The organism is Chitinophaga agri (genome assembly GCF_010093065.1).
Classification (GTDB): domain Bacteria; phylum Bacteroidota; class Bacteroidia; order Chitinophagales; family Chitinophagaceae; genus Chitinophaga; species Chitinophaga agri.
Genome location: NZ_CP048113.1, coordinates 4,463,871 through 4,482,024, shown reverse-complemented (window position 1 = coordinate 4,482,024; position 18,154 = coordinate 4,463,871). Strand labels below are relative to the sequence as shown.

Annotated in this window: 12 protein-coding genes and 1 pseudogene; 8 read left to right on the top strand and 5 right to left on the bottom strand. The window is 45.9% G+C overall.

Features of this window, described 5'->3' with window-relative positions; all coding sequences use genetic code 11:
• Nucleotides 1–20 precede the first annotated feature (20 nt).
• Nucleotides 21–3,413, bottom strand: coding sequence for a hypothetical protein (locus tag GWR21_RS17765; RefSeq protein WP_162333046.1), 3,393 nt, complete (start codon nucleotides 3,411–3,413; stop codon nucleotides 21–23).
• A 56-nt stretch (nucleotides 3,414–3,469) separates the two neighbouring features.
• Here GWR21_RS17765 and GWR21_RS17760 point away from each other — a divergent pair, with 56 nt between their 5' ends.
• Nucleotides 3,470–4,108 carry an MBL fold metallo-hydrolase gene (locus GWR21_RS17760; RefSeq protein WP_162333045.1) on the top strand — a complete coding sequence of 213 codons (639 nt, stop codon included), beginning with the start codon at nucleotides 3,470–3,472 and terminating at the stop codon, nucleotides 4,106–4,108.
• Nucleotides 4,109–4,112: 4 nt separating this feature from the next.
• Here GWR21_RS17760 and GWR21_RS17755 read toward each other — a convergent pair whose 3' ends face one another.
• The gene (locus GWR21_RS17755; RefSeq protein WP_162333044.1) at nucleotides 4,113–5,651 is read right to left on the bottom strand and encodes an MATE family efflux transporter; all 1,539 of its coding nucleotides are present in this window, start codon (nucleotides 5,649–5,651) and stop codon (nucleotides 4,113–4,115) included.
• A 26-nt stretch (nucleotides 5,652–5,677) separates the two neighbouring features.
• Nucleotides 5,678–6,058: pseudogene (gene arfB, locus GWR21_RS17750) on the bottom strand (alternative ribosome rescue aminoacyl-tRNA hydrolase ArfB); the annotation flags it as partial.
• Between the two features lie 105 nt (nucleotides 6,059–6,163).
• Between arfB and GWR21_RS17745 the strand changes: the two are divergent.
• From GWR21_RS17745 to GWR21_RS17725, 5 genes are read left to right on the top strand one after another with little or no spacing between them, the layout of a single operon-like run.
• Nucleotides 6,164–7,519, top strand: coding sequence for a hypothetical protein (locus GWR21_RS17745; RefSeq protein ID WP_162333042.1), 1,356 nt, complete (start codon nucleotides 6,164–6,166; stop codon nucleotides 7,517–7,519).
• A 41-nt stretch (nucleotides 7,520–7,560) separates the two neighbouring features.
• Nucleotides 7,561–8,013 carry a D-aminoacyl-tRNA deacylase gene (gene dtd, locus GWR21_RS17740; RefSeq protein WP_162333041.1) on the top strand — a complete coding sequence of 151 codons (453 nt, stop codon included), beginning with the start codon at nucleotides 7,561–7,563 and terminating at the stop codon, nucleotides 8,011–8,013.
• A 6-nt stretch (nucleotides 8,014–8,019) separates the two neighbouring features.
• Nucleotides 8,020–8,346: a nucleotide pyrophosphohydrolase gene (locus GWR21_RS17735; RefSeq protein WP_162333040.1), complete on the top strand. Its 327-nt coding sequence runs from the start codon at nucleotides 8,020–8,022 to the stop codon at nucleotides 8,344–8,346.
• Between the two features lie 26 nt (nucleotides 8,347–8,372).
• Nucleotides 8,373–9,326 carry a YihY/virulence factor BrkB family protein gene (locus tag GWR21_RS17730; protein ID WP_162333039.1) on the top strand — a complete coding sequence of 318 codons (954 nt, stop codon included), beginning with the start codon at nucleotides 8,373–8,375 and terminating at the stop codon, nucleotides 9,324–9,326.
• 44 nt (nucleotides 9,327–9,370) lie between these two features.
• On the top strand, nucleotides 9,371–10,801 hold the full coding sequence (locus GWR21_RS17725; RefSeq protein WP_162333038.1) for a glycine--tRNA ligase: 1,431 nt from the start codon (nucleotides 9,371–9,373) through the stop codon (nucleotides 10,799–10,801).
• An 88-nt stretch (nucleotides 10,802–10,889) separates the two neighbouring features.
• On the opposite strand, the gene GWR21_RS17720 is transcribed toward GWR21_RS17725, so the two are convergent.
• A complete protein-coding gene (locus GWR21_RS17720) occupies nucleotides 10,890–11,609 on the bottom strand; it encodes a ferredoxin--NADP reductase (RefSeq protein WP_162333037.1) in 720 nt (239 codons plus the stop codon).
• Between the two features lie 114 nt (nucleotides 11,610–11,723).
• Between GWR21_RS17720 and mfd the strand changes: the two genes are divergently transcribed.
• A complete protein-coding gene (gene mfd, locus GWR21_RS17715) occupies nucleotides 11,724–15,101 on the top strand; it encodes a transcription-repair coupling factor (protein WP_162333036.1) in 3,378 nt (1,125 codons plus the stop codon).
• Between the two features lie 168 nt (nucleotides 15,102–15,269).
• Here mfd and GWR21_RS17710 read toward each other — a convergent pair whose 3' ends face one another.
• Nucleotides 15,270–17,222: a lectin-like domain-containing protein gene (locus tag GWR21_RS17710; RefSeq protein WP_162333035.1), complete on the bottom strand. Its 1,953-nt coding sequence runs from the start codon at nucleotides 17,220–17,222 to the stop codon at nucleotides 15,270–15,272.
• A 223-nt stretch (nucleotides 17,223–17,445) separates the two neighbouring features.
• On the opposite strand from GWR21_RS17710, the gene GWR21_RS17705 reads away from it, so the two are divergent.
• On the top strand, nucleotides 17,446–18,153 hold the full coding sequence (locus GWR21_RS17705) for an SIMPL domain-containing protein (protein ID WP_162333034.1): 708 nt from the start codon (nucleotides 17,446–17,448) through the stop codon (nucleotides 18,151–18,153).
• Nucleotide 18,154 lies beyond the last annotated feature (1 nt).

Below are 18,154 nucleotides of genomic sequence, written 5' to 3'. Positions count from 1 at the left end.
TTATATGATCAGTGCTTTTATTAGAAATCAACACCCAGACCGAAATACCAGATCGGTTTTCCACGGAAGAACGCTACTGCCGGCCAGCCTGCATCTATTCTCAGGAAATAACCAGCAATGGTAGAACGGGCACCAAAACCATAACCTCCTACAAATGGTCCGAGGAAACCTTCTTTCACTTTCACTGTCACGGTACCATCATTTCCGGTATAATAAGTGTAGTTCGCATCTTTGAAGCTCAGCTTCTCATTCCATGCAGTACCAATATCAACAAAGCTCACCACCTGGAAGTTACGTACGATCGCCGAATTGATTGGTCTGTTCATGAAGGTCGCAAATACCGGTAAACGTAATTCTGTATTGAATACCATCACGTTATTACCGTTACGGGCATTCTGTCTGTATCCGCGTAATGGGTTGGCCAGTGTCTGGTAAGCGTAGTTAGCGCTCAGGTTGACAGGTGTATTCAGGTTGATCTTCGGTATCAGCCAGTTGTCCGTACCACCCAGGTAATACAACAGTTTGCGTGTACCCCATGACAGGTCAGCGGAGAAGCGGGTAGCCCAGATGAAGTTACGGTAGATGGAGTGATAATGTCTTACATCAATCCCCATGTTATACGTGAACTTGCCTTTACCGGCTGCTGCACCCTGGTCAAACACATCGTTCAGGTCTCCGTTGATCTGTGCATTCATGTCACCATAGATCTTATAACGGGTACCATGCCAGATGTTAGTCGCCGGATTAATGGTATTGTCATACACATATTCCAGTCGTAACAACGCATAGTTATCAGCGTAGTCCTTCAGTTTCAGTGTGGTAGCGTCAGAAGCTGCAATTACGAACTTGTCGTTACGCAGACCAACCTGTAAGCGGATGCTTCTTGCCTGGTCAAACGGATAACGTACATCGAACTGGAAGAGGTTTGTTTTCAGCTTCGCAGGATAGTCCAGCAGAATGTTACCAGACGTATCTACCCCTACACTGTTATACTTGTCTACTTTACGGTAGTAAGTGAACTTATAGTCAAAACGTCTCTTCAGGTAGGAGCCAGAAATAAAGTATTCAGTACCATCCAGGCTGGAAGGGAATCTGAAACCACCATTGATCTTCACATCTTCCATCAGGTCACTTACACCAATACGGATCAGTCCATTTACAGGATCAGACAGCCTGATCGGGCCGGAAGGAGGACCGGTGAATGGTTGATATTTGTTGATCAATATGGAGTTATCCAGTTGCAGGATCAGGTAATCTGAAGAGAATTTCCATTTATAGGGCAGGAGTTTTGCCTTTTTCAATACCGGTTCGAGCAGCGGTATCTTTAATGCCATGGCCTCAGCGGCAGCGGCTGCCGTATCTGGTGCTTCCTGTGCAAATTCGCTCTGGAAGAAGTCGCCATGCTTTATGGTATCTACTTTTGCCTTTTCATGATAGGTAGGCAGTCCCAGACGGATACTGTCTTCATGCATCTGACGAGCCCTGAATGTGGTCGGACGGCTGTTGACGTTACGTTTACGCAGCGTTACCGTGTCTATTTTCAGTTTCTGCAGGTTTTTGAAGCCATACTGCTGGATCACCTGTGATACTTCCGACTGATCGCCTGCACCTCTGGATTCTTTGATACCATAAGCGTAGTTAGACATCGGGAAAGTATAGGTAGAGTCTTTTGTCAGCGATACCGCCATTACAGAATCCGGAGCGGTAGCACCATATTCTGCCAGTGCAGAGTCGAGGTCTGCTTTGTCAGGGTTATGGAGGATCTCTGAACCAATAAAGAATAGGGAATCTACTCCTGTTCTTTCTGTTTTGAAGAAACCTGCGTAACGGTTACGTATACCGTTTACATCCGATACGAATGTAAAGTGGGTCGTGTTATACTGAAGTGGTGAACGTGCATCACCGTATTTCATGTCGGTCAGCTGTGAGATCTGCTTGTCGGCACTCTTGTTAAAGTTGTCGATCAGGAAGATATTGTAATGTCCTGCCGGCAGTATCGTGTCTCCGCTTTTAGCGGTAGGCGACGGTCTGTTGGAGGAGTAAATGATACCGCTCTTACCCGGGAACGATACGAAAGACGGGTCGAGATCATCATACACGTCATTGGTGATCTGTTCCGCTGTCTTTTTATTGATGCTGTAGGTGTAGATATCAGTGTGGCCATTCTTCACAGCAGACAGCAACAGGGAGTTGTCGTATTCGAAGAAGTATTTGAAATCAATCACCCTGTCAAATCGCGCGAGGTCCTGCTTGGTGCTGGTTCTCGTTACCAGGTCATACACCATGAGGCGGGTGACACCTTCATGTTCGTAGATGATGGCGAGGCGGTTACCTTTCTGGTTCCATGCCAGCAGAGGATAGTTAGGGTCCAGCTGGCTAGCCTGCATTCTTACTCCACTGCGCAGCAGCACCTTCGGTTTCATATCGGCCAACTGGATCTGTACTTTATACAGGCCTTTGGAGAATTCAACTACTGCGTAGTAGTTGCTCTTCGGATTAGCCTGGAAACGGTAGAAGTCGGATTTGTTCAGTTCCCTGGATGTAACGGTACGTCCGCCACGGGTACTCTGACGGCGACGGCGGTTGTCATCCTGGTAGCGTTGCATGTTAAATGCCATGAAATCTTTCAGGGCATTTTTAGGCTTTTGGCTGAGTACCTGTTCGAAGCCTTTTTTCAGTCCCCGGTTAATGCGGGAGATATACATCAGGTAAGGCACCGCATCCTTACCATATTTACTTTCAACATAATACCAGAACGCATGACCGGCCAGCAATGGTTTCTCGTAGGCCAGCTGGTAAAAGTCTTTATATCTGCCTGACTGGATCGCATCTTTGAGTTCATCATCCAGTTTGGTATTCCAGTTTTCAGCAGCATAGGCAACAAATCCATCTGTGAACCATTTTGGAAAATCAATAAGGATGGTATTACCTGCAAACTCTCCAATGTCTTCACCGAACAACAGGTTTTCAAGCATCACACGGGCTATACCTTCACGGATCTGGCGCTGCAGGTTCTGGTGATCGCCGTCGAAGTATACGATGAGTTTATTTCCTACCAGTTTGGTCACACCACCGGTGTTCTGCCATTCAACGCCAATGCCTATATTGGATTGCTTCATTTCACCGAAGCTGTTGTATACCACAATATTAACACGCTGGCGGAAAGTAAATTCCATGAACTGTTCCAGCTGTGGCAACTCCTTTTCTGCTACCTGAGCCACGTATTTTCCCAGTTCAAGCCCGTTCTGGCTGAAGTAAGTATTGAAATGACGGGTTTGATAGTAACGCCATTTGAAATTCTTATGCTGTATGCGGTTCTGTCCAAATTCTACGGTATTGGTCTGTGCCTGGGATATAAACGAGCCAAGTAATAGGGTACCGGCAATTAATAACCTGGTAGTAAGTCGGTTCATACAGAAAGTATTGATAATATTGCGTTCTGAATTAAAAATAGCAAAAATCGGCAACAATGATGGAAATACAACATTTCACCTTTAATCCATTTCAGGAAAATACCTATTTACTCATTAACGGAAAAAAGGAATGTATAATTATAGACCCGGGCTGTTATTTTGAAGAAGAAAGGAAACAATTACTGACTTATATCGAAAAAGAGGGGCTTAAAGTTACACGCCTGCTCAATACCCATTGCCATATTGACCATGTTTTTGGTAATAAATTCGTAGCTGAAACGTATGGCGTAGGTCTGGAAATACATCCCCTGGACAAAATTGTACTCGACCGTTCCCCAGAAATAGGTAAAATGTATAATATACCCTTTGAACCTTCTCCTGAACCCTTCCGCTTCCTGGAAGACGGCGAAAAGATACATTTCGGTGATGATGAACTGGAAGTGTTGCTCGCCCCTGGTCACTCACCAGGCAGTGTATGCTTTTATTCCGCTGCCGGAAAGTTCCTCATTGGTGGCGATGTATTGTTCTACCAGAGCATAGGCCGTACGGACCTTCCCGGAGGCAGTCATCAAACTTTATTAAACAGTATACGGGAGAAATTGTTCGTATTGCCTGATGATGTGAGGGTATACCCAGGGCATGGGCAGTCCACTACTATCGGGTATGAAAAGCAGCATAATCCGTTCCTGCAATAGTCCGTCAGAGTTTTGCGACATACCGGCCCACGAACGGAAGTCTGGAAAACTCTTTCTTTTCCATTTTCAGCAGGAACCAGATATAGGCACCGAAGAAGACCGTCGCCACTATCAGTGACGCTGGTTTCAGTGCGTAAATATTTCCCGGAGAAAGCAGGGTCCTGTTCAGCAGCTCATAAATATAGTAGGTCACTACCGCCCCTCCGATGTATGTAAGTATACGTGGCAGGTGATAGGGGACCGGGTAATATTTTTGTCCGAGTAAATAGCAGATCGCCATCTGTATGAAATAGCAGACCATCGTAGCCAGGGCGGCACCGAAATACCCGAATATGGGTATCCACCACCAGTTCAGGAGGAACGCCATTGCCGCGGTGACGATGGTGATCATCGCCCCCGTTTTGGTACGGTCCGTCAGTTTAAACCAGATGGTCAGGTTATAGTAAATGCCCAGGAACATATTGGCCAGCAATAACACCGGTACAATGGCCATACCCGGGTAATATTCCGGTCTGCGGAGGAAGATCTTCCAAACGTTCAGGTAGAGGCTCACAAAGAGGAACATCATACAAAGCAGCACAACAAACAGTTTCATGATGCGGGCATACATCTTCTGCGGGTCCTTGCCTTCGGCCTGCTTAAAGAAAAACGGTTCTGCTCCTAACTTAAATGCCTGTATGAACATCGTGATTAGAATGGCCAGTTTGTAGTTGGCCGCATAAATACCGATCAGCTCTTTTTTCTCCGTCAGGTTATCACCCGGGAGGAACTGTGGCAGGAACCAGGCCCTGTCAAAGGTTTCATTGACCATTCCCGCCATACCGAAGAAGATCAGTGGTACAGCATAGTTCAGCATCTGTTTCCATAAAGCAGTGTCAAACTTCCAGCTGATACGCAGCATTTGTGGCAGGAATAGCAGCAATGTGACGCCACTCCCCAGCATATTACTCAGATACACGAAGCCCAGCTGGTCATTGCCCATAGTCATTTCCGAGTGACCTATAAGCCCTGATAAGGATGTTTTGGGGAGTATAACCAGGAATAATATGTTGAAGCCAATGGTTGTCAGAATGCCCGCCAGGCGGATCACCGCATACCGTACTGGCTTATTCTCCAAACGCAGCTGGGCAAATGGAATCGCTGTCAGCGCGTCAAATGCCATGATCAGTACCAGGAAGGTGAAGAATCCCGGCCGGCCCGTTAGTCCGCCCAGTTCGCCGATATAGGAATTGGTGATCGGCCCCCTGAACAGTAACAGTAATATGGTAAAGCTGATCGTAGAGAACAGCAGGGAAATAGTTGAGGTGCTCAGTACGGTCTGGCTGTTTTCCTTTTTGGCGAACCTGAAGAAAGCAGTCTCCATTCCATAAGTGAGAATGATATTCATAAAGGGCACATAGGCATACACTGTGGACATCTCCCCATAGTAAGCCTGTGCCATTACCTCCAGATAGAGTGGGGTAAGGAAGTAGTTAAGCAGCTTACTTGCAATGTTACTAAAGCCGTAATAGATCGTCTGTCCTGCCAGTGATTTTATACTCAATGCCCTGAAATTTTAACCAAAAGTAATTATTCCAGCCCTTTCCGGCGTAGCTGTTTTTTTTCAGACAGCTGCTTTTTAAGCTGGATCCTCTTTTCCTTTACGGCTCTTGAAGGCCTGGTAGGCACCCTTTTTTTGGGTTTGATCAGCGCTTTTTGCACCAGTTCGTTCATCTTTTTGACAACGAGATGCTTGTTGCCCAGCTGGGTACGCTCCTCCTGCGATTTTACCTGCAGCAGTCCTTCGGAATTAATACGGTGAGCGAGTTTTTCCAGCACCAGGGCTTTCTGTTCCTGGGTTAACAATGCTGATGCGGAGACATCAAAATATCCCTCCACCATAGTCTCCACTTTGTTCACATTTTGTCCGCCACTACCCCCGCTTCTGGCTGTGCGGAAGGTGATTTCGGCGGAAAGATCTAAGCTCATTTAATTAACGTTTCTTTATAATTGATTATCGTAATTTAATAAAGGTAAATGATTTTATTTGCCGCCCCTTCCTTAATCCTGTGTTATATGACTCTTTTTACTTCTGTACAGTTACGTGTTCTCAAATCCAGTTGGCTACCTGTACTGATCACATGGATGATCACTGCCGGATATGCAGCAGGGATTTTAAAGGGAACAATCGCTTTTTCTGCTTTTACTACTGAACATATCCTGCATGTACTACCATTGTTTGCCGTGGTCGTATGGGAAATGCTGGCAAGGAGGGAATGGCGGAACGCGTTGATAATGGCCGTGACCGTAGTACTGGTCGCTGTATTGCAGTCAGTACTGCACGACCTGCTGATGAAAAGGACGGATAGTGACATGGTATATGTGATAGGCCAGGCCAACGTATTTATTGGATTGCTGCTGATCTTCATTACCCGCTTCATTTTGTCTGGTATGAGTGATAAACTGGGCGCTGCCGGCATCGGTGCGCTGATCTATTTTCTGTTACCCGAATATGGTATTCCCTTTAATCATCTGCAGCTGGCCAGAGACCTGCCCGTATTTGCGCTGTTTACACCAGCTATGAAGCTTGTACTGACTTTACCCGCTATTTATTGCAGCTTTACTTCCTATTACCTGATCGTATACTTACTGGAAAATAGTTACAGATGGCCTAATTACAGGTTGCTGCTGCAATCCAAGGTACAGCAGCTGACCAGCTGGGAATACTTCTTCCTGTTTATCGCCCTGTGTTTCGCTTATTCAGGTGCTATTGGTGTACTTGATACCAATGTGTACCGGTTCTTTGAAGAAAGACCAGCGTCATTGCTGGAAGTGGGATATATGATGTTTTCCACCCTGGGTATGATCCTGTTGTTATATACGGTGGCTGGTCTGATGAGGAATATTGTCACCAGCCGGGCGCTCTCAGTTGGTAAATATTCCTACTGGATGCTGTTGTTACATTTTATTCCGGTGGTCAATATCGCTGGTGTGGTAACGCTTTTCTTTGCGAAAGATCAACCGGCTACCATTGCTGAACATGCGGACACTTATCTGAACCAGGACAGAAGAGTTGCCCAGCTGACCATGATCATCACTGGTATAATGATCACAGTCTTCAACATATACACCCTACTCACAGCGCCAACCGGTTTTCGTCTACCCGTTATTGGCTTTATAGAGGCCCTCTATCTACTGAAAGTATATGCCTATACCCGCCTGCGCACCGGTATGTCCGCGGTTATTCTTGTGATGGTACTGAACGTGAGTACCATATTATTTGCCAATAGCGGACACCTGATCCTGCTGCTAGCTTTGTTATATCTCTATTATTTTCTGCTGGTGGAACTATTTAATCCTAAACTGGAAATGGAGGATACGATCGAGATCCAGGAGCCTGAAACCGGTGATATTTTCACGCATACCGCATAATTATTTTAATTTCCCGGCGCAATAAATCATCTGTTACATATATGCGGGCAGTTATACAGCGTGCGTCCCGGGCATCCGTGACCGTAGATGGGAATATTACCGGTAGCATTGGCACCGGGCTACTGGTATTGCTGGGCATTGAAGATGCCGACAATACCGAAGATATTATATGGCTGAGCAATAAGATTGTCAACCTCCGTATTTTTAATGATGAAGAAGGGGTGATGAACCGGTCTGTAAAAGAGGTGGACGGCAATGTGCTGCTGGTCAGTCAGTTCACCCTCTATGCTGCTACCAAAAAGGGGAACCGTCCCTCCTACATCCGTGCCAGTAAACCGGACGTAGCGATCCCTCTGTATGAACAGATGATCAGCCAGTTATCGCAGGACCTGGGTAAGCCGGTTCCTACCGGTATTTTTGGGGCGGATATGAAGGTAGACCTTCTGAATGACGGCCCCGTTACTATCATTATTGATACAAAAGCCAAAGAATAATCTGATATGACTATCAAAGAAGCACAGGAAAAGATAGACGGCTGGATCACAACCGTCGGCGTCCGCTATTTCAGCGAACTGACTAATATGGCCATTCTCACTGAAGAAGTAGGTGAAGTGGCACGAATTATGGCCCGTCAGTATGGGGAACAGTCCTTTAAGGAATCCGATAAGAATAAAGAGCTGGGCGATGAGCTGGCTGATGTCATGTGGGTACTACTTTGCATTGCCAATCAGACCGGCGTGGATATGACGGCTGCCCTGGAAAAGAATTTCGAGAAAAAGAATATCCGTGATGCCAACAGGCATAAGGAAAATGAAAAGCTGCAATAAGGCAGGTTTTTTGTTAAACCAATCATATGAAGATCCCTGAGAAAATAAAAACCTACTGGCAGATACTGAAACAGACTGTCAATGACTTTATGGATGATAAGGTGCTCAAACTGAGTGCGGCACTCTCCTATTACACTATTTTTTCTATTGCCCCCATGCTCATCGTCATCATTACCCTGTGTGACGTATTCCTGGGAAAAGAAGCCATAGAAGGTAGCGTTTATGGGCAGATAAATGACATGGTCGGTAATGAAGCCGCCCTTCAGATCCAGCAGATGATCAAGAATGCCGCCCTCTCCGGTGACTCTACATGGGCGACAGTAGTAGGGATTGTCACCCTGATCATCGGTGCAACCAGCGTTTTCGGCGAAATACAGGACTCTATTAATTTTATCTGGCAGCTAAAGGCCAAACCTAAGAATGGCCTGATCAAGATGCTGCTGAACCGTCTCTTGTCGTTTTCCATGGTGGTTAGCCTCGGGTTCATCCTGATGGTGTCACTGGCTATGAACGGTATTATTGAACTGTTCAGCCGCCAGCTGGCCGTTCTGTTCCCGCAGGTGACCATGGTATTGGTATATATTGTCAACCTGGCGCTTACTTTTATAATTATCAGTTCCCTCTTTGCCATTATATTTAAGGTACTGCCCGATGCCAAGATAAAGTGGAAACATGTCATTGTCGGGGCGGTCACAACAGCCATCCTGTTTATGGTGGGGAAGTTCGCTATTGGAATGTACCTGGGCTCCAGTAAGGTCGGAACGGCCTATGGTGCAGCAGGCTCTATTGTAATTATACTGCTCTGGGTGTATTATTCAGCCATAATCCTGTATTTTGGGGCCGAATTTACCCAGGTGTATGTACAGCATTTCGGCGGGAAGATCAGACCTAATGAATATGCCGTATATGTAAAGGAAGTTCCCGTGGAAACGGATGAACTGCCTGTAACAGCCCCTGTGACCAGTGAAAAAGGTAGCTAGCTGCCACCTCTAATTCCGAAAACCATTATTATATTTGCGCCACTATGGCTACAGATCAGAACAAATTCCAGGCGATTATCTCGCATTGTAAAGAATACGGCTTCGTATTTCAGTCCAGTGAAATTTATGATGGCTTAAGCGCTGTCTATGATTACGGCCAGAACGGAGCACAGTTGAAGAAGAATATCCGCGATTACTGGTGGAAAAGCATGACCCAGATGCACGAAAACATCGTGGGGATTGACTCTGCCATCTTCATGCACCCAACTATCTGGAAGGCATCCGGACACGTAGATGGATTCAGTGATCCAATGATCGATAACAAGGATAGCAAAAAACGCTATCGTGTAGACCACCTGATCGAAGCGCATGCTGAGACCCTGCCAGAGGGTAACAGGGATGAGCTGATCGCTAAAATGAATGAATTACTGGCAGCGGATGACCTGGCAGGTCTGAAAACGCTGATCGAAACTTATAAAATCAAATGTAGCGTTAGCAACACTGCTAACTGGACAGAGGTGCGTCAGTTCAACCTGATGTTCTCCACACAGGTGGGTAGCGTAGCAGAAGATGCAAGTGAAATATACCTGCGTCCGGAAACGGCTCAGGGTATCTTTGTAAACTTCCTGAACGTGCAGAAAACCGGTCGTATGAAGATACCTTTTGGTATCGCACAGGTAGGTAAGGCTTTCCGTAACGAGATCGTAGCCCGTCAGTTCATCTTCCGTATGCGTGAATTTGAGCAGATGGAAATGCAGTTCTTCGTGCGCCCTGGCACCCAGAAAGAGTGGTTTGCATACTGGAAGGAAGAGCGTCTGAAATGGCATAAGAGCTTAGGCATCGATCCGAATAAGTACAGATTCCATGTGCATGATAAACTGGCATTCTATGCGGATGCTGCGGAGGATATTGAATACGAATTCCCTATCGGTTTCAAAGAGGTAGAAGGTATTCACAGCCGTACAGATCATGACCTGAGCAGACACCAGGAGTTCAGCAGAAAGAAAATGCAGTACTTCGATACAGAAATTAACCAGAACTACATTCCTTACGTGATAGAAACCTCTATCGGTCTGGATCGTATGTTCCTGTTAACCATCTGTGATGCTTACTACGAAGAAGATCTGACCAAGGATGGCAAAGAAGACAGCCGTGTAGTAATGAAGCTGCCTGCGAAGCTGGCCCCTGTTAAACTGGCTATCTTCCCACTGACTAAGAAAGACGGTCTGCCTGAACTCGCAAAGGAACTGATGGATAAATGTAAACCAGCATTCCATTGCTTCTACGAAGAGAAAGATGCTATCGGTAAGCGTTACCGCCGTCAGGATGCTATTGGCACACCATTCTGCGTAACCATCGATCACCAGACCAAGGAAGACAATACTGTTACCATCCGTTACCGCGATAGTATGGAACAGGAAAGAGTGCCAATGGATAAAGTGAAAGAGATCGTGCTGAATAAGATCAACGAATAGGATACGTTCATATATGATAAAAGGCCACATCCAAGATGTGGCCTTTTTATTTGCCCCGATGGCAATAGTACGTGATGCCAGGCCTTTCTCAGCCGTACAGCTCCTGGTGAATATCATGCCTGTCATAACCCAGCGCCAGGATCCGGTGTTTTGCCTCATCGATCATATTCTTCCAGCCGCATAGGAAGAAATGCGCCGGCTGGTTTTTGGCCAGTTCTTCGTAGATGAGATGCACGTACCCTTTCCTGCCCAGCCAGCCGTTTTCATCCCTTGACAGTGTGGGCGTATAATGAAAATCCGTCAACTCTTTTTCCAGCTCCCACATCTCAGCAGCATATAACAGATCACACTGCTGCCGGCATCCATAGATCAGATGGATCGGGGGATGCGGCAGGTCATGCGCTTTAATATATTGTGCCATTGACCGGAAGGGAGCGATGCCTGTACCTGTGCAGATAAAGAACAGGTCCTTGTCCAGCTGTTCCGGTAGGGTAAAATGGCCCAATGGCCCTTTTAATATAAGCTCACTCCCCTCCCCCACGTGATTGAACAGGTAATTGGTGCCCGCGCCTCCTTCCAGCAATACGATCACGAGCTCAATGACATTGCTGCCGTCAGGGGGGGATGCAATGGAATAACTGCGCCACCGTTTATTCTTTTGTTCATGTATGGGAAGATCAAGGGTTACGAACTGCCCTGCCTTAAAGTTGAATTGCTCCATTTCCGGTACCTGTATCCAGAACCGGCGGGTGTTATGGGTTTCCTGTACGATACGGGTCACCAGTCCCTTATACCATTGGTCCGCCATTTGAGTGGAATTTATTTATACTAAATATAACCATTTTAGTCCGTAAACAGATTGAGCCGGTCAGGTACACTGTGTATGGACTGATAGTACTAATTCCGTATCTTTGCAACCCTCATGAATATACAGGCTGTATTACAACTGTACCAGCGAGATTCCCGCCTGCAACAGCTGGTGAAAGGGATACATTTGTCCGATCCACAGTATTATCAATTAACAGGATTAACCGGTAGTGCCACTACATTCGTAGCTGCGGGAGCTTGGGAGATGGCCAACTCCGTTAATCATCTTTTCATTCTGAACGACAGAGAAGAGGCTGCTTATTTCCATAATGACCTGGAATCAGTTACCCAGGCACTCGACGTCTTCTATTTTCCGGACTCCTTTAAAAAGGCCGGCTATTTCAACGAGATCAACAGTAGTCACAGTATGTTGCGCACGGAAGCACTGATGAAGTTCTCCGGGCCCTCTATACACAAGAAGGTACTGGTTACCTATCCTGAAGCACTTTGGGAAAAAGTAGCTGCGTCTGTTGCTTTTACCAGCAATATGGTGCAACTGAAAGTGGGTGATGTGCTGAAAGTAGATGATCTGCTGGATAGGCTGGTAACCTGGGGTTTTGAGTTCACAGATTTTGTGTACGAACCGGGACAATATGCAGTACGTGGAGGCATCCTCGATATCTATTCTTTTGGTAATGAGAAGCCATACCGTATTGAGCTCTTCGGAGAAGATATCGACTCTATCCGTCTGTTTGATCCGGAAAGTCAGCTGAGCGAAAGGAAGCTCAACCAGGTGACACTGATCGCCAATATGGACACACAGGGAATGGATCATCAGAAAGCTTCTTTATTTGAATTCCTTCCTGAGAATACCGTTATCTGGATGAAAGATCCCGGTTATGTGCAGGAAGTGGTATTGCAGATGGAAGAACGACTGGACGTATTCCTGCAAACAGGGCAGTCCGTAAAAGTCGGCGATGATGATACCATCACACTCACCGAAGCTGATTTCGTCAAAGCACATCCTCTGATGCAGCAAATGCTGGGCAGGCACTGTATTGTGTTTGGCAGCCGGCAGTGGTGGTCAGAGACCAATCGCTCATTTACACCGCTGAATTTCGAGACGCAGGAACAACCTGTCTTTAACAGACAGTTTGAAATGCTGATCAAGGACCTGGACACGCACAATAAGAATAAATACGCGCTTTTCATATTTGCAGAGAATGCCCGTCAGCTGGAAAGGCTGCGTAGCATCTTTGAAGACCTGAAGGCCGAATTTACCTTCTACCCTATTCCTCTACCTGTCAGCCATGGCTTTATTGATCACTCACTGAAGCTGGTTGTCTACACTGATCATCAGATCTTCCAGCGTTATCATAAATACAAGGTAAAGCAGGCCTATAACAAGAACAAGGCGATTACGATGAAAACCCTGCGTGAGCTACAGGCAGGTGATTTCGTAACGCATATTGATCATGGTGTAGGGGTATATAGCGGTTTGCAGAAGATAGAAGTTGGTGGTAAAATGCAGGAGGCGATCCGCATTATTTACAAGAACAATGACCTCTTGTATGTAAACATTAACTCGCTGCATAAGATCAGTAAATATTCGGGTAAGGAAGGTGTTGAACCGCGGGTGAATAAACTCGGTAGCGATGCCTGGGATAAGCTGAAAGAAAAGGCTAAAACGCAGGTTAAGGATATTGCGAAAGACCTGATCACACTATATGCAGCACGTAAGGCACAGCAGGGCTTTGCCCATACACTGGATACCTATCTGCAAACAGAACTGGAAGCATCCTTCCTGTATGAAGATACGCCTGATCAAAGTAAGGCGACTGCCGATGTGAAGCGTGATATGGAGTCTCCTTCTCCAATGGACCGCCTGGTGTGTGGTGATGTTGGTTTCGGTAAAACCGAAATTGCAATACGCGCTGCCTTTAAATCCATCGTAGATGGTAAACAGGCTGCTGTATTGGTGCCTACGACTATCCTGGCGTTCCAGCACTTTAAGACTTTCTCAGAACGTCTGAAAGACTTCCCTTGTACTGTCGATTATCTGAACCGTTTCAAATCGGCCAAAGAGAAGAAGGAAACACTGCAAAGACTGGCCGAAGGGAAGATCGATATCATCATCGGTACGCATGCTTTATTAGGTAAGGAGGTGAAGTTTAAAGACCTGGGTGTACTCGTTGTCGATGAAGAACAGAAGTTTGGTGTATCTGCGAAAGAGAAACTAAAACAACTCAAAGTAAACGTGGATACATTGACACTAACGGCTACACCTATACCGAGAACATTGCAGTTCTCACTCATGGGTGCGAGAGACCTGTCAGTGATCAATACGCCTCCGCCTAACAGACAGCCGATAGAAACAGAAGTACATGTCTTCGATCAGGACCTGATCCGTGATGCGATCTATTACGAAACAGAGCGTGGCGGACAGGTATACTTTGTATACAACCGTGTGAAGGGCCTGGGTGAAATGAGTAGTCTGATCAAAGGGCTGTGTCCTGACCTGTCTATTGCAACAGCACATGGCCAGATGGAAGGACATCAGCTGGAAGAAGTGATACTCGATTTCATCGATCGTAAATATGATGTACTGGTATGTACCAACATAGTCGAAAGTGGTGTGGACATTCCTAACGCGAATACCATTATCATCAACAACGCACATCATTTCGGATTAAGTGATCTGCATCAGCTGCGCGGACGTGTAGGACGTAGTAACAAAAAGGCATTCTGTTACCTGTTAGCACCTCCGATGAGCACCTTACCTGGTGATAGCCGTAAGCGCCTGCAAACACTGGAACAGCATAGTGAACTGGGTAGTGGTTTCCAGATCGCCATGCGTGACCTGGATATCCGTGGTGCCGGTAACCTGCTGGGTGGTGAGCAAAGCGGATTCATGGCAGAGATAGGATTTGATATGTATCAGAAGATCCTGGATGAAGCTATCCGTGAACTGAAGCAGAACGAATTCCGTGATCTCTTTAAAGAGCAACTGGAAGAGAAGAAAGATTTCGTCAGCGACTGTACGATTGATACTGACCTGGAAATACTGATTCCAGATAGCTATGTAGAAAGTATACAGGAACGTCTGAATCTCTATCAGGAACTGGATAACATCACACTGGAAAGCAAACTCCAGGCATTTGAAGCTGAGATGCAGGACCGCTTTGGTCCTATACCTGAGCCGGTCAAAGATCTGTTCTGTATGATCCGTTGCCGTTGGATGGCGATCAAACTTGGCTTTGAAAAGATGATGCTGAAAGAAGAAAAATTGCGTTGTTATTTCATCAACAATCCAGATTCTCCATACTTCGAATCACCTACCTTTAATCACATTCTCACCTATATTCAGACCCGGGTGAATAATGCGAAGCTGAGGCAGGTAGGTAAGAACTTTATACTGGCGGTAGATAAGATAACGTCAATGAGTGACCTGTATGATTTCCTGAAGACAATGGAAGATGCGAGGAAGAATTAGGAATGAAGTATAAATACCCTTGCTGCTACCGAAATGTTTGCAGCATATTAATGTCGGATCTTATAAAAGGGAAAGGGATTTCAATATTGAAATCCCTTTCCCTTTTATAAGATCCTGCTACGCATTATACTGGTTTATTTCCGCTGCATTTCTATTTCAAATTCTTAGCTATCTCACTATTGTCACAGTCCCCTTTCTATTAAACATTCTCCCGGTATAGTCCGTTCCCTGTATCATCCACACATAAGTGCCGGCAGGCATCTGTTGTCCCTTGTATGAGCCATCCCATCCTGTTGAAAGTGACTGTGTGCGGAATACCTCTTGTCCCCATCTGTTCCATACACAAAAGAAATCCAGTTCGGGTACACCTGGTGAGATAGCCCTGAAAACGTCATTTAAACCGTCATTATTGGGCGAAAATGCGGACGGTACATAAAACTCCGGACCGGCATATACTTTCACGTTTATGGTGTCTAATGCAATGCAACCCTGGGGAGAAGTAACCGCCAGGTAGTAAGTCTGATCATTACGTAGTAACGCAACCGGATTGGCCGCATATGGATCAGATAATCCAATATCCGGTGTCCAGTTATACTGCAGGTTATTACCGTTGGCGGCAGCGTTGAGTTGTAATGGTTGTCCCCGTGCAATGAGCGTATCCCGCCCGACATACAGGTTTATATCAGTGACTGTCACGGGAATATAGACCGTATCAGTAAAACATCCTTTATTACTCATCGCATGTACAGATGCCTGATAGTCGCCTCCCGCGGGATAGATATAGTCGATGTGCTGACCGGTTTGCTGTTGTCCGTTATCAAAGTTCCAGTACCACTGTGCAAGTGGGATAGCGGGTGTCAGATCAGTGCCGGTAAACGGAATCGCGTCACCGATACACACACTTCCCCCCGTAGCAGTAATAGCAGGTGTGGGATATACGTTTACCTGTTTCGTGGTGGCTGCGCCGCAGCCTTCTGCTGTCATGACCTGCAAGGTCACTGTGTAATTCCCTGTGTTATCATAGGCGATGACCGGCGATGATGAATGATCTATCACCCCGTTACCCATGTCCCATGTCCACTGACGAAGCGTACCAACAGCGACGGTTGTTTGATCCCTGATGCTGATGGGTCTTCCTGTGCAAAGAGAATCGTAAGAGAAGTCAGGCACCGGATAACTGCCAATTGTAATGTCCTGCTTCATCGTGTCAGACACACATCCACTGTTATCTTCTATGATCATTTTTACCTGGTATTTACCAGGTTTTGCGTAGGTATGAGGAGGAGGATCTGCTATTGCAGATGTAGTTCCATCGCCGAAATCCCATCGCCAGCGGGTGATGGTACCAAATGATTTGGAGTCGTCCTCAAAGACGATGGCTGACCCGTCACAGAATAACTGGTTGTTGTCAAACTGTAATTCAGGACGGAGTGCCGCACAGAACTGTTGTTTATTGGACGCTCCTCCGGTAGCAGCGCCAAAGCCCCAATATACCATAGGGTCGTTGCCGAATACATCGGTTACCAAGTCTTTGGTTATACGCAGGCGCAGCGAATCATCAATGCTGACATCCAGTTGTTTAGTGACCGCATTCCATTTGATATGGAAGATATGCCAGTTACAGTCTTCAATATTGTCGCTTCCGGCCAGTGCCGTAACAGGACCGGCCAGATTGTTAGTGCTGCTGTGCGAAATGTCTCCATTGATCTGAATGGACACATGGTCGTAATAAGGGTCACCATCGTCGCTATTCTGCCATGTATCAATGATCACTCCCAGCGATGGTCTGATATTCTGAAAGCCGATCCCCTGACCAGTGGCCCCCAGGTTGGTGCCCTGTGTTTGCAGAATGAATCCGATGCCATCTGCACCATTTTCATCCTTGCATCCCAGGTTTACATCAAAAAAGTAGTCAAATGAATCGTTCAGGCTGATCTTATTCTTATTCCATACTGTACCGCTCGAAGTACCCTGATCTTCCGTTAAAACATAGCAGTTGCACGTCCGTTGTGTCGCAGCCCCATTCAATATATAAGGAGTCTGTAGCTGGGCTTGTACCGGTGTATGGGATAATAAAAGTAGCCATGACAATCCTATCAAAACCAACAAAATTCTGGTCATAGGCTTATTACTGTGTCAGTAAAATAAATAAAATATTCAGTGTAACATATCTATGGCTCATCCGTTACAGTCAGACGCCCCATATATCTTTAATCGTAAAGTGTTGGGGCCTGGTATACTGACAAAATATTTTTTTGCCCTTTTATGGAATCGGAATATTTTGCCGCATCATATAGGCGAACAACGGAAACTAATATTCATTTTAACATCAAATCACAACAGTATGAGAAAGGTAATGTTTTTAATGGCAGGATTATTAATAGCGTCTTTATCACAGGCACAGCAGACAGATAACAGACCTCCTGTTAAGAAGATTGAAGTAACAGGCTCCGCAGAGGTAGAGATCACGCCTGATGAGATCTATCTGGATATCGCACTGCGCGAGTATAAAGATAAAGGAACCAAAGTAGACATGAATACGCTGGAGGTACAACTCCAGAAAGCAGTAAAAGAAGCAGGTATCTCATCCAAAGACCTGACCATTGCTAATGTGTTTGGTAGCAACTACGATCAGCTGTGGACCAAAAAGAAAAAAGATCCGGATTTCATGGCGCGTAAACAATATCGTCTTAAGCTGAGCAACCTGGATAAGGTAAACAGCATCCTTGGCGCAGTGGATGACGAAGGTATTGAGAGCGTAAACATCAGCAGCTATACACACAGCAAAATGGAAGATTACCGCAAACAGGTAAAAATAAAAGCATTACAGGCTGCTAAAGCAAAAGCTGTTTATATGCTGGATGCCATCAACAGTAATATCGATGGCGTGCTGGAGGTACAGGAAATCAACACTGATAATTATTCTGATGTTCAGCCTGTTTTCTCTAACATGATGGTGCGTTCAGCAGCTGCTGCTGAAACAGCTGATGCTTCTTCATTCAAAAAGATCAAAGTACGTGCTGAAGTAAGAGCCGTATTCTTCATTAAATAAT

What these genes read in the sequence shown, in the direction of transcription:
- GWR21_RS17765 (WP_162333046.1), bottom strand. Translation starts at nt 3,413, where the DNA reads ATGAACCGACTTACTACCAGGTTATTAATTGCCGGTACCCTATTACTT.
- GWR21_RS17760 (WP_162333045.1), top strand. Translation starts at nt 3,470, where the DNA reads ATGATGGAAATACAACATTTCACCTTTAATCCATTTCAGGAAAATACC.
- GWR21_RS17745 (WP_162333042.1), top strand. Translation starts at nt 6,164, where the DNA reads ATGACTCTTTTTACTTCTGTACAGTTACGTGTTCTCAAATCCAGTTGG.
- dtd (WP_162333041.1), top strand. Translation starts at nt 7,561, where the DNA reads ATGCGGGCAGTTATACAGCGTGCGTCCCGGGCATCCGTGACCGTAGAT.
- GWR21_RS17735 (WP_162333040.1), top strand. Translation starts at nt 8,020, where the DNA reads ATGACTATCAAAGAAGCACAGGAAAAGATAGACGGCTGGATCACAACC.
- GWR21_RS17730 (WP_162333039.1), top strand. Translation starts at nt 8,373, where the DNA reads ATGAAGATCCCTGAGAAAATAAAAACCTACTGGCAGATACTGAAACAG.
- GWR21_RS17725 (WP_162333038.1), top strand. Translation starts at nt 9,371, where the DNA reads ATGGCTACAGATCAGAACAAATTCCAGGCGATTATCTCGCATTGTAAA.
- GWR21_RS17720 (WP_162333037.1), bottom strand. Translation starts at nt 11,609, where the DNA reads ATGGCGGACCAATGGTATAAGGGACTGGTGACCCGTATCGTACAGGAA.
- mfd (WP_162333036.1), top strand. Translation starts at nt 11,724, where the DNA reads ATGAATATACAGGCTGTATTACAACTGTACCAGCGAGATTCCCGCCTG.
- GWR21_RS17710 (WP_162333035.1), bottom strand. Translation starts at nt 17,222, where the DNA reads ATGACCAGAATTTTGTTGGTTTTGATAGGATTGTCATGGCTACTTTTA.
- GWR21_RS17705 (WP_162333034.1), top strand. Translation starts at nt 17,446, where the DNA reads ATGAGAAAGGTAATGTTTTTAATGGCAGGATTATTAATAGCGTCTTTA.